The organism is Carnobacterium jeotgali MS3 (genome assembly GCF_000745125.1).
GTDB lineage: Bacteria > Bacillota > Bacilli > Lactobacillales > Carnobacteriaceae > Carnobacterium_B > Carnobacterium_B jeotgali.
This window is the reverse complement of record NZ_JQNF01000003.1, coordinates 39627-61333: the sequence shown is the minus strand read 5'-3', so window position 1 is coordinate 61333 and position 21707 is coordinate 39627. Positions and strand designations below refer to the sequence as shown.

The window sequence follows — 21707 nt, the reverse complement described above, 5'->3', positions numbered from 1 at the left end:
GGGTTGAATGCAATGAAGGCAAAAATTATGGGTGCTGGAAGTTATACTCCGCAAAAAAAAGTTTCCAACGCTATGCTAGAAGAAATAATGGATACCAACGATGAATGGATCAAAAGTCGTACAGGTATAGAAAACCGTCACATTAGTGAGGGTGAAGATACCTCAATTCTTTGTGGCAAAGCTGCATTGGATATTCTTGGGAAGACAGGCATTTCTGCTAAAGAAATTGATTTTATTATTGTTGCGACAATGACTCCAGATGGATCAAGTCCTTCAACTGCTTGTTTAGTACAAGATTTTATCGGAGCAAAACCTGTAATGGCTTTTGATGTAAATGCAGCATGTTCTGGTTTTATTTATGCCTTATCAATTGCTGAGAAGTTAATTCAAAGCGGTGCTTATCAGTATGGTTTGGTTCTTGGCGGAGAAGTCATGTCAAAAATCATTGATTGGCAAGATCGCAGTACAGCAGTATTGTTCGGCGATGGAGCAGGTGGGGTTTTGTTAGGTGCATCGGAAACAGAAAACAGTTTCTTAGGAGAAGATATTCATTCTGATGGCAGCCGTGGAGATTCTCTTACAGCTGGCAAACGCGCAGTTTCAAATTTCCAACTGGAACAAGCTACAGAAAATGGTTTTCTTAAAATGGAAGGAAGAGCCATATTTGATTTTGCTATCCGTAGTGTACCTGAAAGTATACGAACGGTTGTTGAAGCATCAAATAGCACTCTTGAAGACATTGACTGTATTGTTGCTCATCAAGCGAACTACCGTATTTTAAAAGCTATTGCAAAGAAACTGAAAATTCCAGTTGAAAAATTTGCAACGAATATTGCTGAATATGGAAACACTTCTGCTGCTAGTATACCTATTTTGTTAGATGAACTCTTGACAAATGGCGATCTCGTATTAGGCAGCAAGAAAAAAATTGTGCTAACCGGATTTGGTGGAGGACTCACATGGGGCTCCATGCTCATTCAACTTTAAAGTGGTTACAACAGCCCGCTTAGGCTTAAAAAAATAAGCAAAAAAAAACTATAAAACAACTATAATGGAGGAATTACAAATGACATTCGAAAAAATACAAGCAATTATCGTGGACCAATTAGACAAAGAGGAATCAGAAGTACAATTAGAAACTAACTTCCGTGAAGATTTAGAAGCAGACAGCTTAGACTTATTCCAAATCATCAACGATATTGAAGATGAATTTGATATTAAAATTGAATCTGAAGAAGGTTTAATCACCGTTCAAAATATTGTAACGTTTGTTGAAGCTGAATTAGCTAAAAAATAATTTTTTATAAGAGAGCAGGTTTCCATATGCAGTCTGAATTAATCGAAAAACTGGGAATTAAATACCCGATTATACAAGGCGCAATGTCTTGGGTTGCTAATCCTAGTTTAGTGAGTGCAGTTTCGAATGCTGGTGGTCTAGGAATATTAGCTTGTGGACATGCTTCGGGCGAAATTGTACGAGAACTGATTAAAGAAACAAAAAGATTAACAGACAAGCCTTTTGGGATCAACGTTTTATTAACATCGCAACATGTTGAAGAAGTTGTGAAAATTGTCTGTGAAGAAAAAGTAAAAGTAGTAACAACTGGTGCAGGTAGTCCAGGAAGATTCATGAATCAATTTAAAAGTGTCGGTACAGTCGTTATTCCAGTTGTTGCTTCAGTAGCATTAGCTCGAAGAATGGAAAATGAAGGCGCCGATGCGATTATTTGTGAAGGTATGGAAGCAGGCGGACACATCGGAAAAACAACTACTATGAATTTAGTGCCACAAGTTGTCGATGCTGTATCTGTTCCAGTGATTGCAGCAGGAGGTATCGCTGATGGACGCGGTGTTGCAGCTGTATTTATGTTAGGCGCTTCAGCTGCTCAATTAGGGACACGTTTTGTTGTTGCTCACGAAAGTACAGTTCACCAAAATTTTAAAGATGCTATTTTAAAAGCAAAAGATATCGACACCGTTATTACTGGTCAAATTACTGGTCATCCAGTACGTGTCCTTCGTAATAAATTAACACGTCAATACTTAAAAATTGAAAAAGACATCACAAGTGATGAAAAACCAGACTTTAATCGTTTAGAAGAACTTGGTAATGGTGCTTTAAAACGCGCTGTTATAGATGGCGATAAAGATACTGGGTCATTTATGTCTGGCCAGAGTGCTGGTTTAGTTTTTAAAGAACAAAGTTGTCATGAGATCATCCAAGAATTAATGCATGAATATCAAGAAGTAATAAAAGAACAAGCTAACCTCATTTTATAATAAGGTGAACTTAAATGAAAAAACTAGAAAGCTAAAAGGAGTTCTTTTTGCTTCAAATAGTTTTCTAGTTTTTTTAATTATTTCTCTAATTGATATGTATAAATGGATGGTTTTTTTTATAGGCAAATTACCGTTATAGAGGAGACAAGAGCTACATGAAAATTGCCTTTGTATACAGTGGACAAGGAGCTCAATACTTTGGTATGGGTCAAGAATTGTATGAAAAGTACAGTGTGGTCCGAGACGTTTTTGATCAAGCCAGTGAATTTTTAGATTTGGACATGGCAAAACTATGTTTTGAAGAAAATGACTCTCTTAATCAAACAACGTACACTCAACCTGCAATCCTTACAGTAAGTTTAGCTATTGATGCATTGCTAGAAGAAAAAGGGATTAAACCAGCTGTTGTAGCGGGTTTAAGTCTAGGAGAGTACAGTGCTTTCGTTAAAGCCAATGTTCTTTCTTTTAAAGAAGCTGTCCAATTGGTGAAAAAAAGAGGCCAATACATGACAGATGCTGTTCCACTAGGTAAAGGCGCAATGAGTGCCATCATGGGACTTGATCGTCAAACCATTAAAGATGCGTGTGAAGAAGCGAGTATACTAGGTGTTGTTTCTCCAGCTAATTACAATATGCCTGGCCAAATCGCCATTGCAGGTATCAAAGAAGCTGTTGAAAAAGCAGGAGAAATTTTACTTGAAAAAGGCGCTAAACGCGTTGTTCCTTTGCAAGTAAGTGGACCTTTTCATACACAATTGTTGGAACCTGCTTCAATCCAGTTAAAAGAAGCCATCACGGCCATTTCAGTTCATGAGCCTACTCTTCCTGTTGTCAGTAATACAATTGCTGAAGTCTTTAAGGATAAAGAGAAAATCAAAGACATGATGGTTAAACAAGTGATGTCTCCCGTCTATTGGGAAGATAGTGTCAGAACAATGATTGATTTAGGTGTGGACACATTTATTGAAGTTGGTCCCGGAAAAACATTGAGTAGTTTTATCAAAAAAATTGATAAAACAGTTACCATTTTAAATGTTGAAAATGAAAAAACGTTAGAAAAGACAATGAAAAAACTGGCAGAGCTAGAAGCTTAGCCTAATACATTAAAAGGAATGAGCACATGACTTTAAAAAATCAAACGGTTATTGTCACAGGGAGTTCAAGAGGTATTGGAAAAGCGGTTGCTGTAGCATTTGCAAAAGCTGGTGCAAATATCGTTTTAAATGCGCGTAAACCTTTTTCTGAGGAGCTTATTAGCGAATTAGAAGGTTATGGCGTTAAAACGCACACGATTTTAGGTGACGTTAGTGATTTTGACTTTGCTAAACAATTAATTGAAGAATCAAAAGAAGTTTTTGGAAGTGTCGATGTTTTAGTAAATAATGCTGGGATTACAAATGATATGCTTTTAATGCGCATGTCTGAGGAAGATTTCGATCAAACAATTTCGGTTAATTTAAAAGGAACCTTTAATACGATTCGTCATGCATCAAAAGTCATGCTAAAACAAAAAAGCGGCACTATCATTAATATGGCTAGTGTAGTTGGTCTTGTAGGAAATGTCGGACAAGCAAACTATGCAGCAAGTAAAGCCGGCGTTGTTGGTTTAACAAAATCTGCCGCTAGAGAACTATCTGCTAGAGGAATCACTGTAAATGCTATTGCTCCAGGTTTTATTGATACAGAAATGACAGATGTATTATCTGACAAGATGAAAGAACAAGCGGTTAGTCAGATACCTTTGAAACATTTAGGTAACGTAGAAGATGTTGCAAGAGCTGCAGTATTCTTAAGTGAAAATAAATACATTACAGGTCAAGTCATCAATGTAGATGGCGGAATGGTTATGAATGGTTAAGAAGGAGGAAAAAAAATGACAAATCGTGTAGTAATTACCGGAATGGGTGCTGTGACACCTTTAGGAAATACAGTAGCTGAATTTTGGGATGGACTTAAAGCTGGAAAAAACGGCATAGCACCGATTACAAAATTTGATGCCACCGAAACAGGAATCACTGTTGCTGGTGAATTGAAAGATTTTGATGCAACAAACTATATGCAACGTAAAATTTCAAAACGGATGGATGAATTTTCAAGATACGGTGTTGCAGCTGCAGTTCAAGCTGTAGAAGAAAGCGGCATTGATCGTGAAAAAACAGATATGAACCGTTTTGGTGTCATCGTGGGTTCTGGTATTGGTGGATTAAACGCTATGCAAGAACAAATCATTAAAATGAACACAAAAGGGCCGCAACGTGTAGCTCCTTTCTTCGTACCAATGGCGATTGGAAATATGGCTGCTGGAAATATTTCGATTGCAATTGGAACAAGAGGAATTAATACATCCATTGTTACAGCTTGTGCGTCTGGTAACAACTCAATTGGTGAAGCATTCCGCAACATCAAACATGGTTATTCAGATGTGATTCTTGCGGGTGGAGCTGAAGGCACAATCAACGAAATCGGTATTTCAGGTTTTGCTGCATTGACAGCTTTATCAAAAAGTACAGATCCTGACCGTGCATCTATTCCTTTTGACAAAGAACGCAATGGTTTCGTTATGGGTGAAGGAGCGGCAGTCTTGATGCTTGAAAGTTTAGATCATGCATTAGAACGCGGTGCGACAATTTATGCTGAAGTCGTTGGATACGGTTCAACTGGAGACGGTTACCATATGACTGCTCCGACACCAGATGGAAGTGGCGCTGGGCGTGCAATGCAAGATGCAATGGCCGAAGCTGGCATTACACCTGCTGACGTTGGGTACATCAATGCTCATGGAACTAGTACAGGAGCGAATGATTCAGCTGAAACAATGGCAATCAAATATGCTTTTGGCGAAGAAGCAAAAAATGTGGCTATTTCAAGTACGAAAAGTATGACTGGACACTTATTAGGTGCTGCAGGTGCTATTGAAGCAGTAGCATGTGTGAAAGCTCTTCAAGACGGCTTTTTACCACCTACTATTGGCCTTCAAGTACCAGATGAAGCCTGTGATCTAGATTTCATTCCAAATGTTGGACGTGAAGCAGATATCAAATACACTCTAAACAATTCTTTAGGCTTTGGCGGACACAATGCCGTAACATGCTTTAAGAAATGGGAGGGTCAGTAATAATGGATTTCAATCAAGTAAAAGAAATTCTAGATCTAGTGAACAAATCAGAATTAACTGAATTCGATTTGCAAATGGACAATGTGAATTTAAGAATGAGTAAAAATACAGCTACTCAACAAATCAGCCATCAATCGGTTTCAACTGATTCAGAAGCAAGATTTAGCGAACCCGTTCGTAAAGAAAATTTACAAACTTCTTCTATTATCGAAGAAACTGCTCCAATTGCTGAGTCTATTGCCGAGGGCGCACTAGTTCACTCGCCAATTGTGGGCGTTATCTACACATCACCGTCACCAGACCAACCTGCTTTCAAAAAAGTTGGCGATAAAGTGTCTGTTGGAGAAACGCTTTGTATTGTCGAAGCCATGAAATTAATGAATGAAATTAAAAGTGAAATTGAAGGAACCATTACTGAGATATTAATAGAAGATGAACAAGTCGTTGAATTTAATCAACCGTTGTTCAGAATCGCCTAGGAGGAAACACAAATGACAACTATGAATATTAAAGAAATCCAAGAACTGATCCCAAATCGTTACCCTATTTACTTCATTGACCGTGTTGACGAAATGATACCAGGTGAACACGTTGTAGCACTTAAGAATGTTACGATTAATGAAGAAGTATTCCAAGGACACTTTCCAGGTGAACCGGTATTGCCAGGAGTTTATATTTTAGAAGCATTAGCTCAAGCAGGATCGATTCCTTTGCTTACGTTAGACCGCTTTAAAGGTCAAACAGCTTACTTAGGCGGAATGAACAAAGTTAAATTCCGTAAAAAAGTTGTTCCTGGTGATCAATTAATGTTGCAAGTTGATATTGTTAAATTAAAAGATTATGCTGGTATCGGAAAAGGCGTAGCTTACGTAAACGGAAAAAAAGTTTGTGAAGCTGAATTAACTTTCATCATTGGTAGATAAGACGATGTTTAATAAGATATTAATTGCCAATCGAGGAGAAATCGCTGTTCGGATTATTCGAGCTTGTCGTGAGATGGGAATCAAAACGGTTGCTGTCTATTCTGAAGCAGACCGTGATGCGTTGCATATGCAGTTAGCGGATGAAGCTATCTGTATTGGACCCGCAAAAGCTGCGGATTCGTATTTGAATATGCAAAGTATTTTAAGTGCAGCCGTTGTGACGAATGCACAAGCCATTCATCCAGGTTTTGGTTTCCTATCTGAAAATAGTACATTTTCGACCATGTGTCAGGAAATGAATGTGACATTTATTGGACCAGATGCGAGTACTATTGACCAAATGGGGAATAAAGCGAATGCGCGTGCTCTTATGATTGAAGCAAATGTACCTGTTATTCCAGGAAGTGAAGGCTTTATTACCGATACTAATGAAGCTAAACAACTGGCAGATCAATTAGGATACCCCGTAATGGTTAAAGCCGCAGCTGGCGGAGGCGGAAAAGGCATGCGAAAAGTGCTATCTAGTGAAGAGTTAGTTTCCGCATTCAATAGTGCTAAAAATGAAGCGAAAGCTGCTTTTGGCGATGATCAAATGTATATGGAAAAAATCATTGAACATGCACGTCACATTGAAGTACAATTACTAGGTGATCACTATGGAAATGTGATTCATTTAGGTGAGCGTGATTGTTCATTGCAACGGAATAATCAAAAAGTGATTGAAGAGTCTCCATCTGTTGCTATCAATGAAGAACAACGAAAAAAACTTGGTGAAACCGCTATTCGTGCTGCAAAGTATGTTGGTTATAAAAATGCAGGTACGATTGAATTTTTACTGGACCAAGATGGTGAGTTTTATTTCATGGAAATGAATACGCGTATCCAAGTTGAACATCCGGTAACAGAAATGGCCACTGAATTTGATATTGTAAAAGAACAATTATTGATTGCAAGTGGAGCAGAGCTGTCTATTCAACAAAGTGACGTTCGTTTAACTGGACATACGATCGAATGCCGCATCAATGCTGAAAATCCTGCGTTTAATTTTGCTCCTTCACCAGGAACAATCAATTATTTATTGATGCCTAGTGGTGGAAATGGATTACGAGTTGATAGTGCGATGTTTGCGGGAGCAGATATCCCGCCTTATTATGATGCAATGATTGCTAAAATCATTACAAAAGGCGCAAATCGTGCTGAAGCCATTGCAAAAATGCAACGTGCTTTAGGTGAAATGGTTATTGATGGGATTATCAGCAATCAATTTTTCCAAGAAGATTTGTTAATGGATAAGCGATTTGTTAATGGAGAATACGATACAAGCTTTTTGCAAGACGTTTTCCTGAAAGAATGGGTACCTCGTGTTGAATAAGTTTGTCTTGGATCAACAAAAAACATTTCACTAATAAGCAGTAAATAAAAGAGGTGACAATGTGCAGTTATTTAAAAAAAGAGCGTATATACCAATTAGTAAACACACGCAAATTAATGAAGAAAATGATACGCCTATGGTACCAGATGGCATGTTTGCACAATGTCCTAGTTGTAAAAAAGCCATCTATACAAAAGATTTAGGCACGCAAAAAATTTGTCCGGAATGCGGCTATACTTTCAGAATTCGAGCTCAAAAACGTATCGAATTAACCATTGATGAAGACAGTTTTGAAGAATGGAATCAAGATATTCCATTTGAAAACCCGTTAGATTTTCCGGAATACGATACGAAAATTCAAAAAGCTCAAAAAAATACTAAACTCCATGAGGCTGTTTTAACTGGAAAAGGGCTAATTGATGGATTAGAAACGGCTATTTGTGTAATGGATTCTCATTTTATAATGGGAAGTATGGGGAAAGTAGTCGGTGAAAAAATTACGCGGACATTTGAAAGAGCGCTTGCTGAAAGACTACCGGTCATTGTTTTTACAGCCTCTGGTGGTGCGAGAATGCAAGAAAGTATTTTATCGCTGATGCAGATGGCAAAAATTAGTGGAGCCGTTGCTCGTCATAGTGATGCAGGTCTACTGTATGTAACAGTATTAACCGACCCAACTACAGGTGGCGTAACAGCCAGTTTTGCGATGCAAGGAGATATCATTTTATCTGAACCTCAAGCGTTAGTTGGTTTTGCTGGCAGACGAGTGATTGAACAAACCATAAATGAAGAACTGCCGGATGATTTCCAACTTGCTGAGTCTGTTTTAGAAAATGGCTTTATCGATAAGATTGTTCCAAGAAAAGAATTAAAAGCAACTTTGAGTCAGATCTTACGTATCCATTACTAAGAACAGTCAAGTAAGTATTTTTATAAAGAAGGTGAAATAGTTGAAAGAAGCTATGGAAATCGTTGCTTTATCAAGAAAAACATCACGATTATCTGCTTTAGAGATCATGGAATCGGTATTTGACGATTTTATTGAATTCCATGGCGATCGATCTTTTCATGATGACAAAGCTATTGTAGGTGGAGTAGCAACCTTAAATGGAAAACCTGTAACGGTTATTGGGAATCAAAAAGGGCACGAAGTACAAGAAAATATTCTGCGGAATTTTGGTTCTCCTCATCCAGAAGGATATCGAAAGGCCTTACGTTTAATGAAACAAGCGGAAAAATTTAATAGACCTGTGATTACCTTTGTTAATACTTCTGGTGCATATTGTGGCGTTGAAGCTGAAAATAGAGGACAAGGTGAAGCCATTGCTCGTAACTTAATCGAAATGAGTAAGTTAAAAGTGCCTATTCTTTCTATTATTATTGGAGAAGGTGGTAGTGGCGGAGCATTAGCTTTAGCTATGGGAAACCAAGTGTGGATGATGGAACACACGATGTATTCTGTCCTGTCACCTGAAGGGTTTTCTTCTATATTATGGAAAGATGCATCAAGAGCGAAAGAAGCAGCTGAACTGATGAAATTAACGGCTCAAGATTTATTAGGTCTTGATATAATTGATTCCATTTTACCTGAAACGAATGAAGAAGGTTTATTGCCTCACGAGGATATCCTTAAAGCTATGCGTGAGACGATTAGTTCAACATTGGAAGAACTTTCTGCAAAAACACCTGATCAGCTTGTTGAAGAACGTTACCAACGTTTTAGAAAATATTGATGACTGTTCGATACTAAAATTAATCAATAAAAAAAGATAGAAAAGCCGTAAAAAGCTTTTCTATCTTTTTTTGCATAGACCGTTTTGCTTGCATAGAGCCTGTTGACTGTTTGAAGCCCAAAAGCAATACTCAGCGAACGGTCAATTTCTAAATGCTAGACTCTAGTTAGGTGGGTAAATCAATTTTTGGTATTTTTACTGTAGAAGATTGATAAAGATACTTGCCATCGTTTGTTTCAATTAAAATACTATAGCGGTGATCATCTAAAAGTAATTTGCCTAGCATTTCTCTAGAATAGATTCGTCCTAAAGGAAAACCATCTGGTAAAGCAACAGTTACTTTCTTCAACTCATAAAAACCTCTAGCAATCGTTTCTACAAAGATAATATTTGAGATTGATTGCAACTCAATTTGTTCCTCGACCATAAGATCTTTTACATAGCCTTGATTCACTTAGGAACCTCCTTTAGAATGTAGGTAGTTAATTGTTTTACAATGCCAAAAGATTCGTTTGACAAATGTGCGCACCGTACAGTATATAATACTTTATGAAATAAATCTATCAGTATAAAAATTAATTAAAGGATTATTTTCTATCACTTTAGTAAACAAATGTATGCTAAAATAAAGACTGAATAAAAAAGGGAAATGAAGAATAAAAACTGAACAACATGAATGCAGGAGTGTGACATAATGGGAGAAACAGTACCCTTTCCAAAAAATTATGAGTGGTATAAAAAAGAAGCGATGGAGCGCTTTTTATCAGGAAGAATGGAAGAAGCTCTTCCGTTCTTTGAAGAAGCCTATCAATTAGAACAAGATGAGCTATTAAATACAAATTATACAACTGCATTATACCAAGTGGGAGACTATCAAAAAGCTAAAGAGATCGCAGATGATAAATACTCTTTTTATGAACAAGAAGAGTCCTTAACCATTTTTTATACAGCTATTTTAATAAAGTGCCATTTATTTCTTCAAGCTGAACAAGCGCTAGTATTTCGCAAAAAAAAATTCCCACTAACGAATAAGGCTAATGAAAATTGGTTAGCTATTCAAGAGATGTTGGAAGAAGAGCAAGCTCAAATTGAGTTAGAAAAACAGAAAAAAATCCAATACTTGCTAAAAGAAGCTTATTCTTTAGGAAATAAATCGTTTGCTGAACAATCTACTATTATGAAAGGATTGGAAGAAATTCCATTAGAACCTTTTATTGAAGCAGTTAAGCCGATATTATCAAACCCTTATGTTAATGGCATTATTAAAGCGACTGCTATTGAACGATTAGCTATAGAGCAAGTAGCGGGTGAATTTGACGTTTATTGGATGAAAGAAAAAAGAACAATTCAGCCGGCTTCATTAACTTCCATTAAAAATCATGCAAATGTTCAGGAAGTTATGGCTTTATTATCTGAACGTGTGGAACAAAATGACCCTACCTTGTATCAAGCTATGATTCAAGAAGCGTACCTGCACTTTTTCATGCTGTACCCATTCATTAATGAAGTCATAACTTCTCCGCTTAAATGGGTTGAACTGTATCAAAAACGATATGATAACTTCTACCAAGAATCTGATGAATCCCTATCTGATACTAAAGAGATGGAAGAATGGATGCACAAGATTGATGAAGAACTAAAGGATTTAGCTTAAGCTTTTTATGATATTGGCTGGTATGTGACGACGGTCAAGCTGTTTTACCCTTAATTCGTTGTTTTTATTTACAAATTTATGCCTTTAGTGTACTATTAATGAGTATGCAATTGCTTTTTTATTGCGAAAAATAGAGTGTTTCGGAGGGAAATATAACATGACTGCTAAATGGGAAAAAAAAGGCACAAATGATGGTGTCTTAACATTTGAAATTTCAGAAGAAAAAATTAAAGAAGGTCTAGATACTGCTTTTAACAAAGTAAAATCTACCTTAAGCGTACCAGGATTCCGTAAAGGGAAAGTTCCTCGTACAATCTTCAACAAACAATATGGTGAAGAAGCTTTATACGAAGATGCTTTGAACGCTGTATTACCTGAAGCATATGATGCTGCAGTATTAGAAGCTGGACTTGATCCAGTTGCTCAACCAAAAATCGATGTTAAATCTATGGAAAAAGGCGAAGCTTGGGTTATTGAAGCTGAAGTTACTGTGAAACCTGAAGTTGAATTAGGTGAATACAAAGGCTTAACAGTTGAAAAACAAGACCGTGAAGTAACAGACAAAGACGTTGAAGAAAACATTGAACAAAAACGTGCTGCACAAGCTGAATTGGTATTGAAAGAAGATGCTGCAGTTGATGGCGACACAGTTGTTATTGATTATGAAGGATTTAAAGACGGCGTTGCTTTCGAAGGCGGCAAAGGCGAAAATCATTCATTAGAATTGGGTTCAAACTCATTCATCCCAGGTTTTGAAGAAAAACTTGTTGGCGTTAAAGCTGAAGATGAATTAGACGTTGATTTAACTTTCCCTGAAGATTACCATGCTGAAGACTTAAAAGGTGCTGCTGTAACATTTAAAGTTAAAGTACACGAAGTTAAAGCAAAAGAATTACCAGAGTTAGATGATGAATTTGCTAAAGATGTTGACGAAGAAGTTGAAACTTTAGCAGCTTTGAAAGAAAAAATCAAAACTCAATTAACAGAAGCTAAAAATGCTGCTGCTGATGAAGCAATTGAAGAAGCTGCAATTCGTCAAGCCGTTGACAATGCAAAAATTGAAGATCTTCCATGGGCAATGGTTCACGATGAAGTTCACCGTCAAATGGATGTATTTTTAAACGATATGCAACGTCAAGGTGTTTCACCTGAAATGTACTATCAAATTACGGGTACTACAGAACAAGACTTACACAAACAAATGGAAGCAGATGCTGATTTAAGAACTCGCACAAACTTAGTTCTTGAAGCAATCGTTGATGCTGAATCGTTTGAAACTTCTGAAGAAGAAGTAAATGAAGAAATCAAGAACTTAGGCGAACAATATGGTATGGATGAAAAAGCTGTCCGTGCTGCATTGACTCCAGAAATGTTGAAACATGACATTTCAATGAAAAAAGCAATTGATTTAATTACTGAAACAGCTAAAGAAAAATAATTGCTGATTCGTTAAGCATAAATTAAAACTAACAAAAAAAGGACTTCAAAAGTTATTCTTTTTGGAGTCTTTTTTTGCCTAAAAGAGAAGCAGGTTAAATTCTAGCTTTAGAGCCTAAATTATGCTATGCTATTTAAGATTTGAACGATTCTCATTGGATTATGAGCGGCAAATCTGCTACTATTGTAAGTGGTACGAATGAGAATAGAGGTGGACAGGAATGTTTAATGATGAAGAAACAAAAGGACCTGTGAGCTGCTCTTTTTGTGGCAAGTCTCAAGACCAAGTGAAAAAAATTGTTGCTGGTCCAGGTGTATATATATGTAATGAATGTATCGATTTATGTAAAGAAATTATTGACGAAGAATTTAGTGATGCAGGTTATGGCGAATTTTTAGAAGTGCCTAAACCTCAAGAAATTAGAGGCATCTTAAATGATTATGTTATTGGACAAGAACAGGCTAAAAAATCATTATCTGTAGCTGTTTATAACCATTATAAACGTGTAAACCAAATTGGTGGAGACGAAAAAGATGGCGTAGAATTGCAAAAGAGTAATATTTGTTTAATTGGACCAACAGGATCCGGAAAAACTTTTCTGGCTCAAAGTTTGGCTCGTATTTTAAATGTTCCATTTGCGATTGCGGATGCTACAAGTCTGACAGAAGCTGGATATGTTGGTGAAGACGTTGAAAATATTCTTCTAAAACTAATGCAAGCAGCTGATTATGATGTAGAACGTGCTCAAAAAGGAATCATTTATATTGATGAAATTGATAAAATTGCGCGTAAAGGCGAAAATGTATCGATTACACGTGATGTAAGTGGGGAAGGTGTTCAACAAGCCTTGCTTAAAATCTTAGAAGGAACTGTTGCAAATGTACCTCCACAAGGCGGTAGAAAACATCCTCATCAAGAGTTCATTCAATTAGACACAAGCAATATTTTATTTATTGTTGGTGGAGCTTTTGACGGAATTGAAACGATTGTTAAAAATCGTATGGGAGAAAAAGTTATTGGTTTTGGTTCTGCTAAGAAAAAAATAGAAGAAGGCCAAAGCGTTATGCAACAAATTATCCCAGAAGATTTATTGAAATTTGGATTGATTCCAGAATTTATCGGACGTTTGCCGGTTATGGCTGCGTTAGAAAAATTAACTGAAGATGATTTAGTCCATATTTTAACAAAACCTAAAAATGCACTTGCAAAACAATACAAAAAATTATTAGGTTTGGATGATGTTGAACTAGAATTTGAAGAAGATTCTTTAACAGAAATTGCTAAAAAAGCAATTGAACGCAATACTGGTGCACGTGGTTTACGTTCCATTATTGAATCAATCATGTTAGAAATTATGTTTGACTTACCTAGTCGACCAGAAATCGTTAAATGTGTGATTACAAAAGATACTGTAAGTGGTTCTGGACTTCCTGAGTTTTATGATAGTGAAGGTAAAAAAGTAAATTAATTTTGCTTGAATCATAGCTTTATGGCATCAAATAAACCAACTAAACGGGGTTGAGACAATTTATTTTGTCTTAACTCCGTTTTATTTAGATTTTTCGGCAAATAGTGAGAGTCTCAAAAAGAATGGCTTAATGAATAGCCAAAATTCATTTGTAAGCATCTTGATATCGTCTTAAATCTAAAGTTAACACGGTTGCTGCTTTAGTTGTTCATCTGAACTATGAGTTTCTAAGGGGAAAGTCGAGGTTGATTTAAATTTAAAATATCATTGATTACATTAATATGTTAAAATGATAAAAGAATTTATAATTAGAGATGGAGATTAGAAAATGAAAGTAAATAAAGCTGATATTGTCATCAGTGCGGTTTCGCCTGCTCAATATCCAAGTACAGGGTTACCTGAAATAGCCTTAGCCGGTCGTTCAAATGTTGGGAAATCATCATTTATTAATACAATGATTAATCGAAAAGGGCTTGCTAGAACATCAGGAAAACCAGGAAAAACTCAAACATTAAATTATTATATTATTGAAGATAGTTTTTATTTCGTAGATGTTCCAGGTTACGGATACGCTAAGGTATCAAAAACAGAACGGGCAAAATGGGGACAAATGCTTGAAGTTTACTTTACTCAAAGAGAGACTTTAAAAGTAGCTCTTTCAGTAGTAGACCTTAGACATCCGCCGACAGAAGACGATGTACAAATGTATGAGTTTCTAAAGTACCATTCTATTCCTGTTATCGTAGTTGCTACAAAAGCGGACAAGATTCCAAGGGGAAAATGGAACAAACATATAAAAATCGTTAAAGATAAATTAAACATAAGAGAAGAAGACCATTTCGTTCTTTTTTCTTCTGAAACAGGAGAAGGTAAAGAGCAGGCTTGGAGCTTGATTGAATCATACATTAAAGACTAACTTCTTTTTGTAGCAATTAAACAAGTCAAGAATAATTGATGAGCTAAAATAGAAGGGATAGAACGGTAATTAGCATTCTATCTTTTTCTGTTTTTTATCAATTATAATGATGGAAAATTAGAGGATGGTACTATTGAAAATCTTATTATACGGGGTTAGTCACAAAACGACGCCGATAGAAATTAGAGAACATTATACAATTGAAGAACAACAGTTACCTGAACAACTCGCTGAGATAAAATCTTTTTCAGGTGTTAAAGAAGCTGTCATTCTTTCAACGTGCAATCGAACAGAATACTATCTTTATATTGATCAAAATGAATTTATGCATGGAGAAATGCTTCGTTTTCTTTCAAATCATACAGGATATGAAATTTCTGAAGTTATATCAACAAGCTATGGAAAGTCGAATCATGAAGCTGCTGAACACTTATTTAATGTAGCAACTGGGCTTGATTCATTGATCATTGGCGAAACGCAGATTTTGAGTCAAGTGAAACAAGCGTTTGCTATGGCTGTTGAACTAAAAACATCTGGTCCAATTCTAAATTCTTTGTTTAATAAGGCTATTTCTTTTTCTAAAAAAATGCATACTAAAACAAACTTAGATAAGTTATCGTACAATCCCGGAACTGCCGCGGTTAAATTATATAAAGAAGAATGGGATAGCTTAGCAGACAAACGTTTCCTTTTGATTGGATCAGGAAAAATGATTCGTTTAACGGCTAAAACGTTATTTTATCAAGGCGCTACTCATATAACCCTAATTGGTCGTAACGAACAGAAAGTAAATGACTTAGCACATGAATTGAATTTATGGGCACAAAAAACACGGCATTCAGATGTGTTAAAACGTTATTTCTTTACAGCTGATTTTAATCATCTGCCAATGTCTTTAGCGGCGGCCGATGGAGTGGTCACTGCTACAAAAGCACCCTATCATTTGATAACCGGAAAAACGATTGAAGAAATGGCGACCATTCGTTTAACTTTGAAAAAACAGTTGTTTATGGACTTTTCGGTTCCGCGAAATATCGAGCCTAGTATTCAATACATTGAAGGTATTCAAGTATTTGATATGGACCAAATTAGTTTTCGTTTAGAAGAAGCCGATCTTGATAAAGATAAAGTCGTTAGAAAAATTAAAGTTGAACTAAGTGAAGAGGTAGCAGAATTTAAACAATGGTATCTAGAAAGAAAAGCCGTTCCTTATTTACAAGAGCTTAACGAACAAATGCTGAATTTAAAAGAACTGACATTAACAAGTTTAGAAAATAAATTGCCTGAATTAACCCAACATCAAATTCGTTTAATTGATAAGCATATGCAAAGTATGATTAATCAGATGAAGCGCATACCAGTTGAATCTTTAAAAGAATTTGCCAGAAAAAATGCTTCAAAAGAATCGAAAAAAGACTTAAAATTATTCGCTAAATCATTAGGACTTTCAGTGGAATTGGAGAATTCGGAACAACCATCTGAAGTACTTGTAGTAGAAAGTGGAGGGGTCAGCATTGAGAGTCACGAAACAATCTGAACAAGCTTTTGAAAAAGCACTTAATTTAATGCCAGGAGGAGTAAACAGTCCTGTAAGGGCCTTTAAATCGGTAGATGTACCTCCTGTATTTATTCAAAAAGGTAAAGGAAGCCATGTGGTTGATATAGACGGAAATGACTACATTGACTATGTCTTAGGTTGGGGCCCTTTAATTCTAGGTCATGCAAATGATCAAGTCATAGATAAAATTCAACACACAGCAAGTTCTGGGACCAGTTTTGGTATGCCAACACTCTTAGAAAATCAATTAGCTGAACTTGTGATTCAACGTGTACCTTCTGTAGAAATGGTTCGTTTTGTTAATTCCGGAACAGAAGCAACTATGAGTGCATTGCGTTTAGCACGTGGTTTTACAAATAGAGATAAAATAGTGAAACTAGAAGGTAGTTATCATGGACATGACGATGCCTTATTAGTAAAAGTTGGATCCGGAGTTGCAACACTAGGATTGCCTGATTCACCAGGAGTTCCAAAAAGCACTACCTCGAATACGCTAGTAGCTCCTTACAATGATTTAGAAGCGATTGAAGTGCTCTTCGAAGCGTATCCGGGTGAAATTGCAGCAGTTATTGTTGAGCCTGTAGCGGGAAATATGGGAGTTATACCCCCATTAAAAGGTTTTTTAGAAGGCTTACGGTCTGTAACAGAAAAAGATGGTGCTTTATTGATTTTTGATGAAGTAATGTCGGGCTTTAGAGTTGGTTACTACAGCGCACAAGGGTACTATAATGTATTGCCCGATATAACTTGTTTAGGCAAAGTGATTGGTGGAGGGGTTCCAGTAGGAGCCTATGGTGGCAGAAGAGACATAATGGAACATATTGCACCAGCGGGCAGTGTCTATCAAGCAGGTACCTTATCTGGTAACCCTATTGCGATGTCTGCAGGCATTGCTACATTATCTCAATTAACGGAAAAAGATTATGATCATTTTGAGTCTTTAGGCGATGCATTAGAAAAAGGCATCCTTTCATTAAGTGCTCTATATGATGTTCCTATTACAATCAATCGAGCTGGAAGTATGATAGGGTTATTCTTTAATGACGGACCCGTAACCAACTATGAGCAAAGTAAAGCAAGTGATACACAATTTTTTGCCGATTATTATAAACAAATGATCAATCATGGTATCTTACTACCTCCTTCTCAATTCGAAGGAATTTTCTTATCTACTTCTCATACTATTGAGGACATTGAACAAACCTTAGATGCTATGGAAGCTAGTTTTAAAGCATTGAAAAATTTAGAATAGAAAGACTAAAGGAGTTATTTTCAAATGGAATTTAATGAATATCAAAAGCTAGCCAATCGTACTTTATATGGAAACGAACAAGTCTTGACTAATTGTGCTTTAGGCGTTGCGAGTGAAGCCGGTGAATTGGTTGATTTAGTTAAAAAATATACTTTCCATGGTCATGATTTAGATAAAAAAGAACTAACTAAAGAACTTGGAGACGTTTTATGGTATCTCTCTCAAATTGCGGAATGGGCTGACATTCCTTTTGAAGAAGCAGCAATACAAAATATTGAAAAACTAAAAAAACGTTATCCAGATGGCTTTTCTGAAGAACGCAGTCGTAAGCGAATGGACTAACAAAAAAAGAAACGTTGAATGATGATTATCATTTAACGTTTCTTTTTTTAGTTTTTTTTTCTAAAGAATTAGTTTTTTCGTCTTCATCTAAAGGCAAGTCCTTTTCAGATTTAGAAAAATCAAGTTCATCTTCGGGGTCGATAGCAAATTTACTAAACAACTCATCTAAGCTTGTTTCTGATTTATGAATTAGTCCCATAATCAGCCTCCTTTTTCTTGTATCCTTATAGTAATCCCAAATTTGAAATAAAACAATGTTTTTATATAATTTCCGGCTCAAACTAATATATACATTTATATATGTATAAAAGTAGTATTAAAGTGAAAAAAAGTAAATATTTTTAAAATATATTGTATAAATATCCTTTATCTGTTATGATAATTTATAAGTTAAAAGTAGAAGATTGTAGAAAAGAGGAAAAATTATGATAAAGAAATCATTATATTTAGTTGTATTGAGTTTAATTGCTGTTTTTAGTTTTTTTATACCCGTTGAAACAGTATTTGCTGCTGATACGGCATTAGAAGATATTCAAGAAAAAGGAACTTTGGTAATAGGTACGAGTGCTGATTTTCCACCATATGAATTTCACAGTACAGTGAATGGAAAAGATACCATTGTCGGAATGGATATATCAATTGCTCAAAAAATTGCCGAAGATTTAGGAGTCGAATTAAAAATCGAGGATATCGGTTTTGATAGTTTGTTACCGGCATTAGAATCAGAAAAAGTCGATATGGTTATTTCGGGTATGAGCCCTACTGAAGAACGTAAACAAAGTGTGGATTTCTCTGAGGTATATTATACAGGAGGACAAAATATTGTTGTAAGAGAAGCCGACAAAGAAATATATAAAAGTACGGCTGATTTAAAAGGCTTGAAAGTTGGCGTTCAAACAGGTTCTTTACAAGAAACACTCGCTCAAGAGCAAATGCCGGATTCAGAAATATTGAGTTTAACAAAAACGACCGATTTGCTTTTAGCTTTAAAGACAAATAAAGTTGAAGCTGTGCTAATGGAAAAACCTAGTGCAGAAGCATATGTAGGAAATGATAACCAAATCCTAACATTTGATGGTGGATTTCAATTAGAAGAAGGCGAACAAGGTAGTGCAATCGCGTTTAAAAAAGATACACAATCTTTAGTAGCAGCTGTGAATTCTTCTTTAACAGAAATCAGTGAACAAGATTTAATTTCTGATTATCTAGAAGAAGCTGGAACCCATTTACAAGAGGCACAAGGTGGGACAGAAGAAGAATCAGCTGAAAGCAACAGTATTTTGAATTATTGGAATTATTTCTTAAAAGGTACCGGATATACGATTCTTATTTCAGTTGTAAGTGTCTTTTTTGGTTCAATACTAGGGGTAGTTTTATCATTTATGAGAATGAGTAAGAATAAAATCGTCCATTTCGTAGCTACAGCTTATGTTGAATTTGTACGTGGAACGCCAATGATGATCCAAGTAATGTTTATCTATTTTGCTGTTGGTTATTTAGTCAACATTCCAGCATTAGCATCCGGAATCATTGCTGTGTCGTTAAACAGTGCAGCTTACATTTGTGAAATCATCCGTTCTGGTTTAAATTCAGTGCCAAAAGGTCAATCTGAAGCTGCTAGAAGTTTAGGTATGAGTAAAAAAATCGCGATGCGTCAAATCATTTTCCCACAAGCACTTAAAAATATTTGGCCAGCATTAGGAAATGAATTTATCACAGTGATTAAAGAAAGTTCGATTGTCTCAATAATTGGGGTTAGTGATTTAATTTTCCAAACAAGAGTAGTAACATCCGTTTCATATAGAGGAATCGCTCCTTTAGTTGTGACGATGATTATCTACTTTATCTTAACATTTAGTTTAACTAAGTTATTAAATCATTATGAAGGGAAGATGAATCATGATTAAAATAGATCATTTAAAAAAATCGTTTGGCACTAATGAAGTCTTAACAGATATCAATCAAGAAGTAAAAAAAGGTGAAGTAGTGGTTATTATTGGCCCTTCTGGATCAGGAAAAAGTACATTACTTCGTTGTTTAAACTTATTAGAAACACCAACAAGTGGAGAAGTAATTTTTGAAGGAACGGCTTTAACTGGTCTAAATGAAACGAAAATAAATCAATTGCGAGAAAAAATGGGTATGGTTTTTCAAAGTTTTAACTTATTTCCTCATATGACTGTTCTAGAAAATTTGAAAGTTTCTCCTGTAAAAGTAAAAGGACTATCAGATCAAGAAGCAACGGCCAGTGCAATTAAATTATTAGAACAAGTTGGACTATCTGACAAAGCCGATGCTTATCCTGCTAGTTTATCAGGTGGACAACAGCAAAGGGTAGCCATCGCTCGTGCTTTAGCTATGAATCCGGCGGTGATGCTGTTTGATGAACCAACGTCTGCTTTAGATCCTGAAATGGTAGGAGAAGTCTTAAAAGTTATGCAAGATTTAGCTGATGTGGGTATGACCATGGTAGTTGTGACTCATGAAATGGGCTTTGCGAAAGAAGTAGCTGATCGTGTGATTTTTATGGATGGCGGCTATATTGTTGAAGAAGGTAAACCTGAAGAACTATTTAATAACCCGCAACATGAAAGAACTCAAGATTTTTTAGCTAAAATACTGTAATAATTTAGTGTTAAGCTATTTGATCAATAAGAAACGTAAAAAAGGATCTACGCTAAATAAATGGCGTAGATCCTTTTTTTATTAATCACTACATCAGTCACAAGAGGTTTTTAGCCGATAGTCATAGTACTTGGTTCAACATGAACTTTTGTATCAAAAACTTCAAAATCAGCTGCTAATAGAATTTCAACCTGCTCCGTTAATTCGTGGCTTCTTTTAACAGTCATTTCAGGATCGGTTTTTATCACAACATCGACATGGATAATGGTTCCATAGGTTCTGGCCTTAATCGATGCAACTTCTAAAACTTCAGGTAATGTTAGAATGGTTTGTTGGTATTTTTTTAAGTCTTCTTCGTTAAAGCCATCAGACAATTCAAATGCGCTTTCTCTGAAAATTTCAAATGCAGTTTTTAATATAATCAATGAAACAATAATTGCCATTACACTATCAATCCAGGCCATATTAAAATTAGAAGCAAATATGGCTATAGCAGTTGAAAAACTGATTAAACTATCATTGAAAGTATCTTTCGAAGCGGCTTTTAATGCCTGACTTTTTTGTTTTTTTGCTAACTTGCTATTGTACAAATAAACCCCTAGCAAGATAATACTTGAAAATAAGCCAGCATAACCTGCAACTAAATCAGGGGAGTTCCTTTCAGGAGCAAAAAAATGTTCCACTGCAGAGATAAGAACTTCTAGTCCAACCGCTAACATAATGAAAGAAGTGACCATGCTTGCAACGGTTTCAGCTTTCCAATGGCCATACGGGTGATCGTCATCAGGAGGTCTTCTTGCCAAGCGCAATCCAATAAGGACAGCGATTGAAGCAATGGTATCTGTTGTATTGTTCAATCCATCTGCTCGTAAAGCACTTGAGCCAGAATAGTTAGCAATCGTTAATTTAAGTGTCGCAATAAAAAGATAAGTCACAATACTGAGTACTGCTCCACGCTCAGCAATTTTTAGTTCTTCATAACGATCTTTTATCATCGTCAAAACGTTCGACGTCCCTTCAACTTGAAATTA

23 protein-coding genes are annotated in these 21707 nt (G+C 35.9%); 20 read left to right on the top strand and 3 right to left on the bottom strand.

Annotated elements, in window-relative coordinates; all coding sequences use genetic code 11:
- Window positions 1-12 precede the first annotated feature (12 nt).
- The 11 genes from BP18_RS00460 to BP18_RS00410 all read left to right on the top strand — a co-directional run bounded on the left by BP18_RS00460 (window position 13) and on the right by BP18_RS00410 (window position 9423).
- On the top strand, window positions 13-987 hold the full coding sequence (locus BP18_RS00460) for a beta-ketoacyl-ACP synthase III (protein ID WP_035019576.1): 975 nt from the start codon (window positions 13-15) through the stop codon (window positions 985-987).
- A 79-nt stretch (window positions 988-1066) separates the two neighbouring features.
- Window positions 1067-1297: an acyl carrier protein gene (locus BP18_RS00455; protein ID WP_007724713.1), complete on the top strand. Its 231-nt coding sequence runs from the start codon at window positions 1067-1069 to the stop codon at window positions 1295-1297.
- A 26-nt stretch (window positions 1298-1323) separates the two neighbouring features.
- On the top strand, window positions 1324-2280 hold the full coding sequence (gene fabK, locus BP18_RS00450; protein ID WP_007724714.1) for an enoyl-[acyl-carrier-protein] reductase FabK: 957 nt from the start codon (window positions 1324-1326) through the stop codon (window positions 2278-2280).
- Between the two features lie 155 nt (window positions 2281-2435).
- Window positions 2436-3374 carry an ACP S-malonyltransferase gene (fabD, locus tag BP18_RS00445; RefSeq protein ID WP_029275999.1) on the top strand — a complete coding sequence of 313 codons (939 nt, stop codon included), beginning with the start codon at window positions 2436-2438 and terminating at the stop codon, window positions 3372-3374.
- A 26-nt stretch (window positions 3375-3400) separates the two neighbouring features.
- Window positions 3401-4138 (top strand): 3-oxoacyl-[acyl-carrier-protein] reductase, encoded by a 738-nt coding sequence (gene fabG / locus BP18_RS00440; RefSeq protein WP_007724721.1) that lies wholly within the window; start codon window positions 3401-3403, stop codon window positions 4136-4138.
- 15 nt (window positions 4139-4153) lie between these two features.
- Complete coding sequence (gene fabF, locus BP18_RS00435; protein ID WP_007724724.1) at window positions 4154-5395, top strand: beta-ketoacyl-ACP synthase II; 1242 nt, start codon at window positions 4154-4156, stop codon at window positions 5393-5395.
- Window positions 5396-5397: 2 nt separating this feature from the next.
- Window positions 5398-5874 carry an acetyl-CoA carboxylase biotin carboxyl carrier protein gene (accB, locus tag BP18_RS00430; RefSeq protein WP_007724728.1) on the top strand — a complete coding sequence of 159 codons (477 nt, stop codon included), beginning with the start codon at window positions 5398-5400 and terminating at the stop codon, window positions 5872-5874.
- A gap of 12 nt (window positions 5875-5886) precedes the next feature.
- Complete coding sequence (fabZ, locus tag BP18_RS00425) at window positions 5887-6318, top strand: 3-hydroxyacyl-ACP dehydratase FabZ (RefSeq protein ID WP_007724739.1); 432 nt, start codon at window positions 5887-5889, stop codon at window positions 6316-6318.
- 4 nt (window positions 6319-6322) lie between these two features.
- Window positions 6323-7690 carry an acetyl-CoA carboxylase biotin carboxylase subunit gene (locus BP18_RS00420; protein WP_029276000.1) on the top strand — a complete coding sequence of 456 codons (1368 nt, stop codon included), beginning with the start codon at window positions 6323-6325 and terminating at the stop codon, window positions 7688-7690.
- A 61-nt stretch (window positions 7691-7751) separates the two neighbouring features.
- The gene (gene accD / locus BP18_RS00415; RefSeq protein ID WP_007724741.1) at window positions 7752-8600 is read left to right on the top strand and encodes an acetyl-CoA carboxylase, carboxyltransferase subunit beta; all 849 of its coding nucleotides are present in this window, start codon (window positions 7752-7754) and stop codon (window positions 8598-8600) included.
- A gap of 52 nt (window positions 8601-8652) precedes the next feature.
- A complete protein-coding gene (locus BP18_RS00410; RefSeq protein WP_029276004.1) occupies window positions 8653-9423 on the top strand; it encodes an acetyl-CoA carboxylase carboxyl transferase subunit alpha in 771 nt (256 codons plus the stop codon).
- A gap of 166 nt (window positions 9424-9589) precedes the next feature.
- On the opposite strand, the gene BP18_RS00405 is transcribed toward BP18_RS00410, so the two are convergent.
- Window positions 9590-9877: a hypothetical protein gene (locus BP18_RS00405; RefSeq protein ID WP_007724743.1), complete on the bottom strand. Its 288-nt coding sequence runs from the start codon at window positions 9875-9877 to the stop codon at window positions 9590-9592.
- A gap of 240 nt (window positions 9878-10117) precedes the next feature.
- Between BP18_RS00405 and BP18_RS00400 the strand changes: the two genes are divergently transcribed.
- The 7 genes from BP18_RS00400 (at window position 10118) to BP18_RS00370 (ending at window position 18051) form a co-directional block, all read left to right on the top strand.
- Window positions 10118-11077: a hypothetical protein gene (locus BP18_RS00400; protein ID WP_035050136.1), complete on the top strand. Its 960-nt coding sequence runs from the start codon at window positions 10118-10120 to the stop codon at window positions 11075-11077.
- A 157-nt stretch (window positions 11078-11234) separates the two neighbouring features.
- Entirely contained in the window at window positions 11235-12515 is a 1281-nt protein-coding gene (tig, locus tag BP18_RS00395; protein ID WP_007724747.1) for a trigger factor, read from the top strand.
- Window positions 12516-12735: 220 nt separating this feature from the next.
- Window positions 12736-13983: an ATP-dependent protease ATP-binding subunit ClpX gene (gene clpX, locus BP18_RS00390; RefSeq protein WP_007724751.1), complete on the top strand. Its 1248-nt coding sequence runs from the start codon at window positions 12736-12738 to the stop codon at window positions 13981-13983.
- Between the two features lie 328 nt (window positions 13984-14311).
- On the top strand, window positions 14312-14899 hold the full coding sequence (gene yihA / locus BP18_RS00385) for a ribosome biogenesis GTP-binding protein YihA/YsxC (protein ID WP_007724754.1): 588 nt from the start codon (window positions 14312-14314) through the stop codon (window positions 14897-14899).
- A gap of 124 nt (window positions 14900-15023) precedes the next feature.
- A complete protein-coding gene (hemA, locus tag BP18_RS00380; RefSeq protein WP_029276006.1) occupies window positions 15024-16436 on the top strand; it encodes a glutamyl-tRNA reductase in 1413 nt (470 codons plus the stop codon).
- Window positions 16414-17709 carry a glutamate-1-semialdehyde 2,1-aminomutase gene (gene hemL, locus BP18_RS00375; RefSeq protein ID WP_029276008.1) on the top strand — a complete coding sequence of 432 codons (1296 nt, stop codon included), beginning with the start codon at window positions 16414-16416 and terminating at the stop codon, window positions 17707-17709. The genes hemA and hemL overlap by 23 nt, the downstream gene beginning before the upstream one ends.
- Before the next feature lie 24 nt (window positions 17710-17733).
- Window positions 17734-18051, top strand: coding sequence for a nucleoside triphosphate pyrophosphohydrolase family protein (locus tag BP18_RS00370; protein ID WP_007724887.1), 318 nt, complete (start codon window positions 17734-17736; stop codon window positions 18049-18051).
- A gap of 28 nt (window positions 18052-18079) precedes the next feature.
- On the opposite strand, the gene BP18_RS12680 is transcribed toward BP18_RS00370, so the two are convergent.
- Window positions 18080-18250: an SPJ_0845 family protein gene (locus BP18_RS12680; protein ID WP_007724890.1), complete on the bottom strand. Its 171-nt coding sequence runs from the start codon at window positions 18248-18250 to the stop codon at window positions 18080-18082.
- 226 nt (window positions 18251-18476) lie between these two features.
- Between BP18_RS12680 and BP18_RS00365 the strand changes: the two genes are divergently transcribed.
- Both BP18_RS00365 and BP18_RS00360 read left to right on the top strand, forming a co-directional pair.
- Entirely contained in the window at window positions 18477-19958 is a 1482-nt protein-coding gene (locus BP18_RS00365) for an ABC transporter substrate-binding protein/permease (RefSeq protein ID WP_007724892.1), read from the top strand.
- Window positions 19951-20676: an amino acid ABC transporter ATP-binding protein gene (locus tag BP18_RS00360; RefSeq protein WP_007724894.1), complete on the top strand. Its 726-nt coding sequence runs from the start codon at window positions 19951-19953 to the stop codon at window positions 20674-20676. The genes BP18_RS00365 and BP18_RS00360 overlap by 8 nt, the downstream gene beginning before the upstream one ends.
- A gap of 110 nt (window positions 20677-20786) precedes the next feature.
- Here the strand turns inward: BP18_RS00360 and BP18_RS00355 are convergent, their stop codons facing one another.
- Window positions 20787-21671 (bottom strand): cation diffusion facilitator family transporter, encoded by an 885-nt coding sequence (locus tag BP18_RS00355; protein WP_029276009.1) that lies wholly within the window; start codon window positions 21669-21671, stop codon window positions 20787-20789.
- Between the last annotated feature and the right edge of the window lie 36 nt (window positions 21672-21707).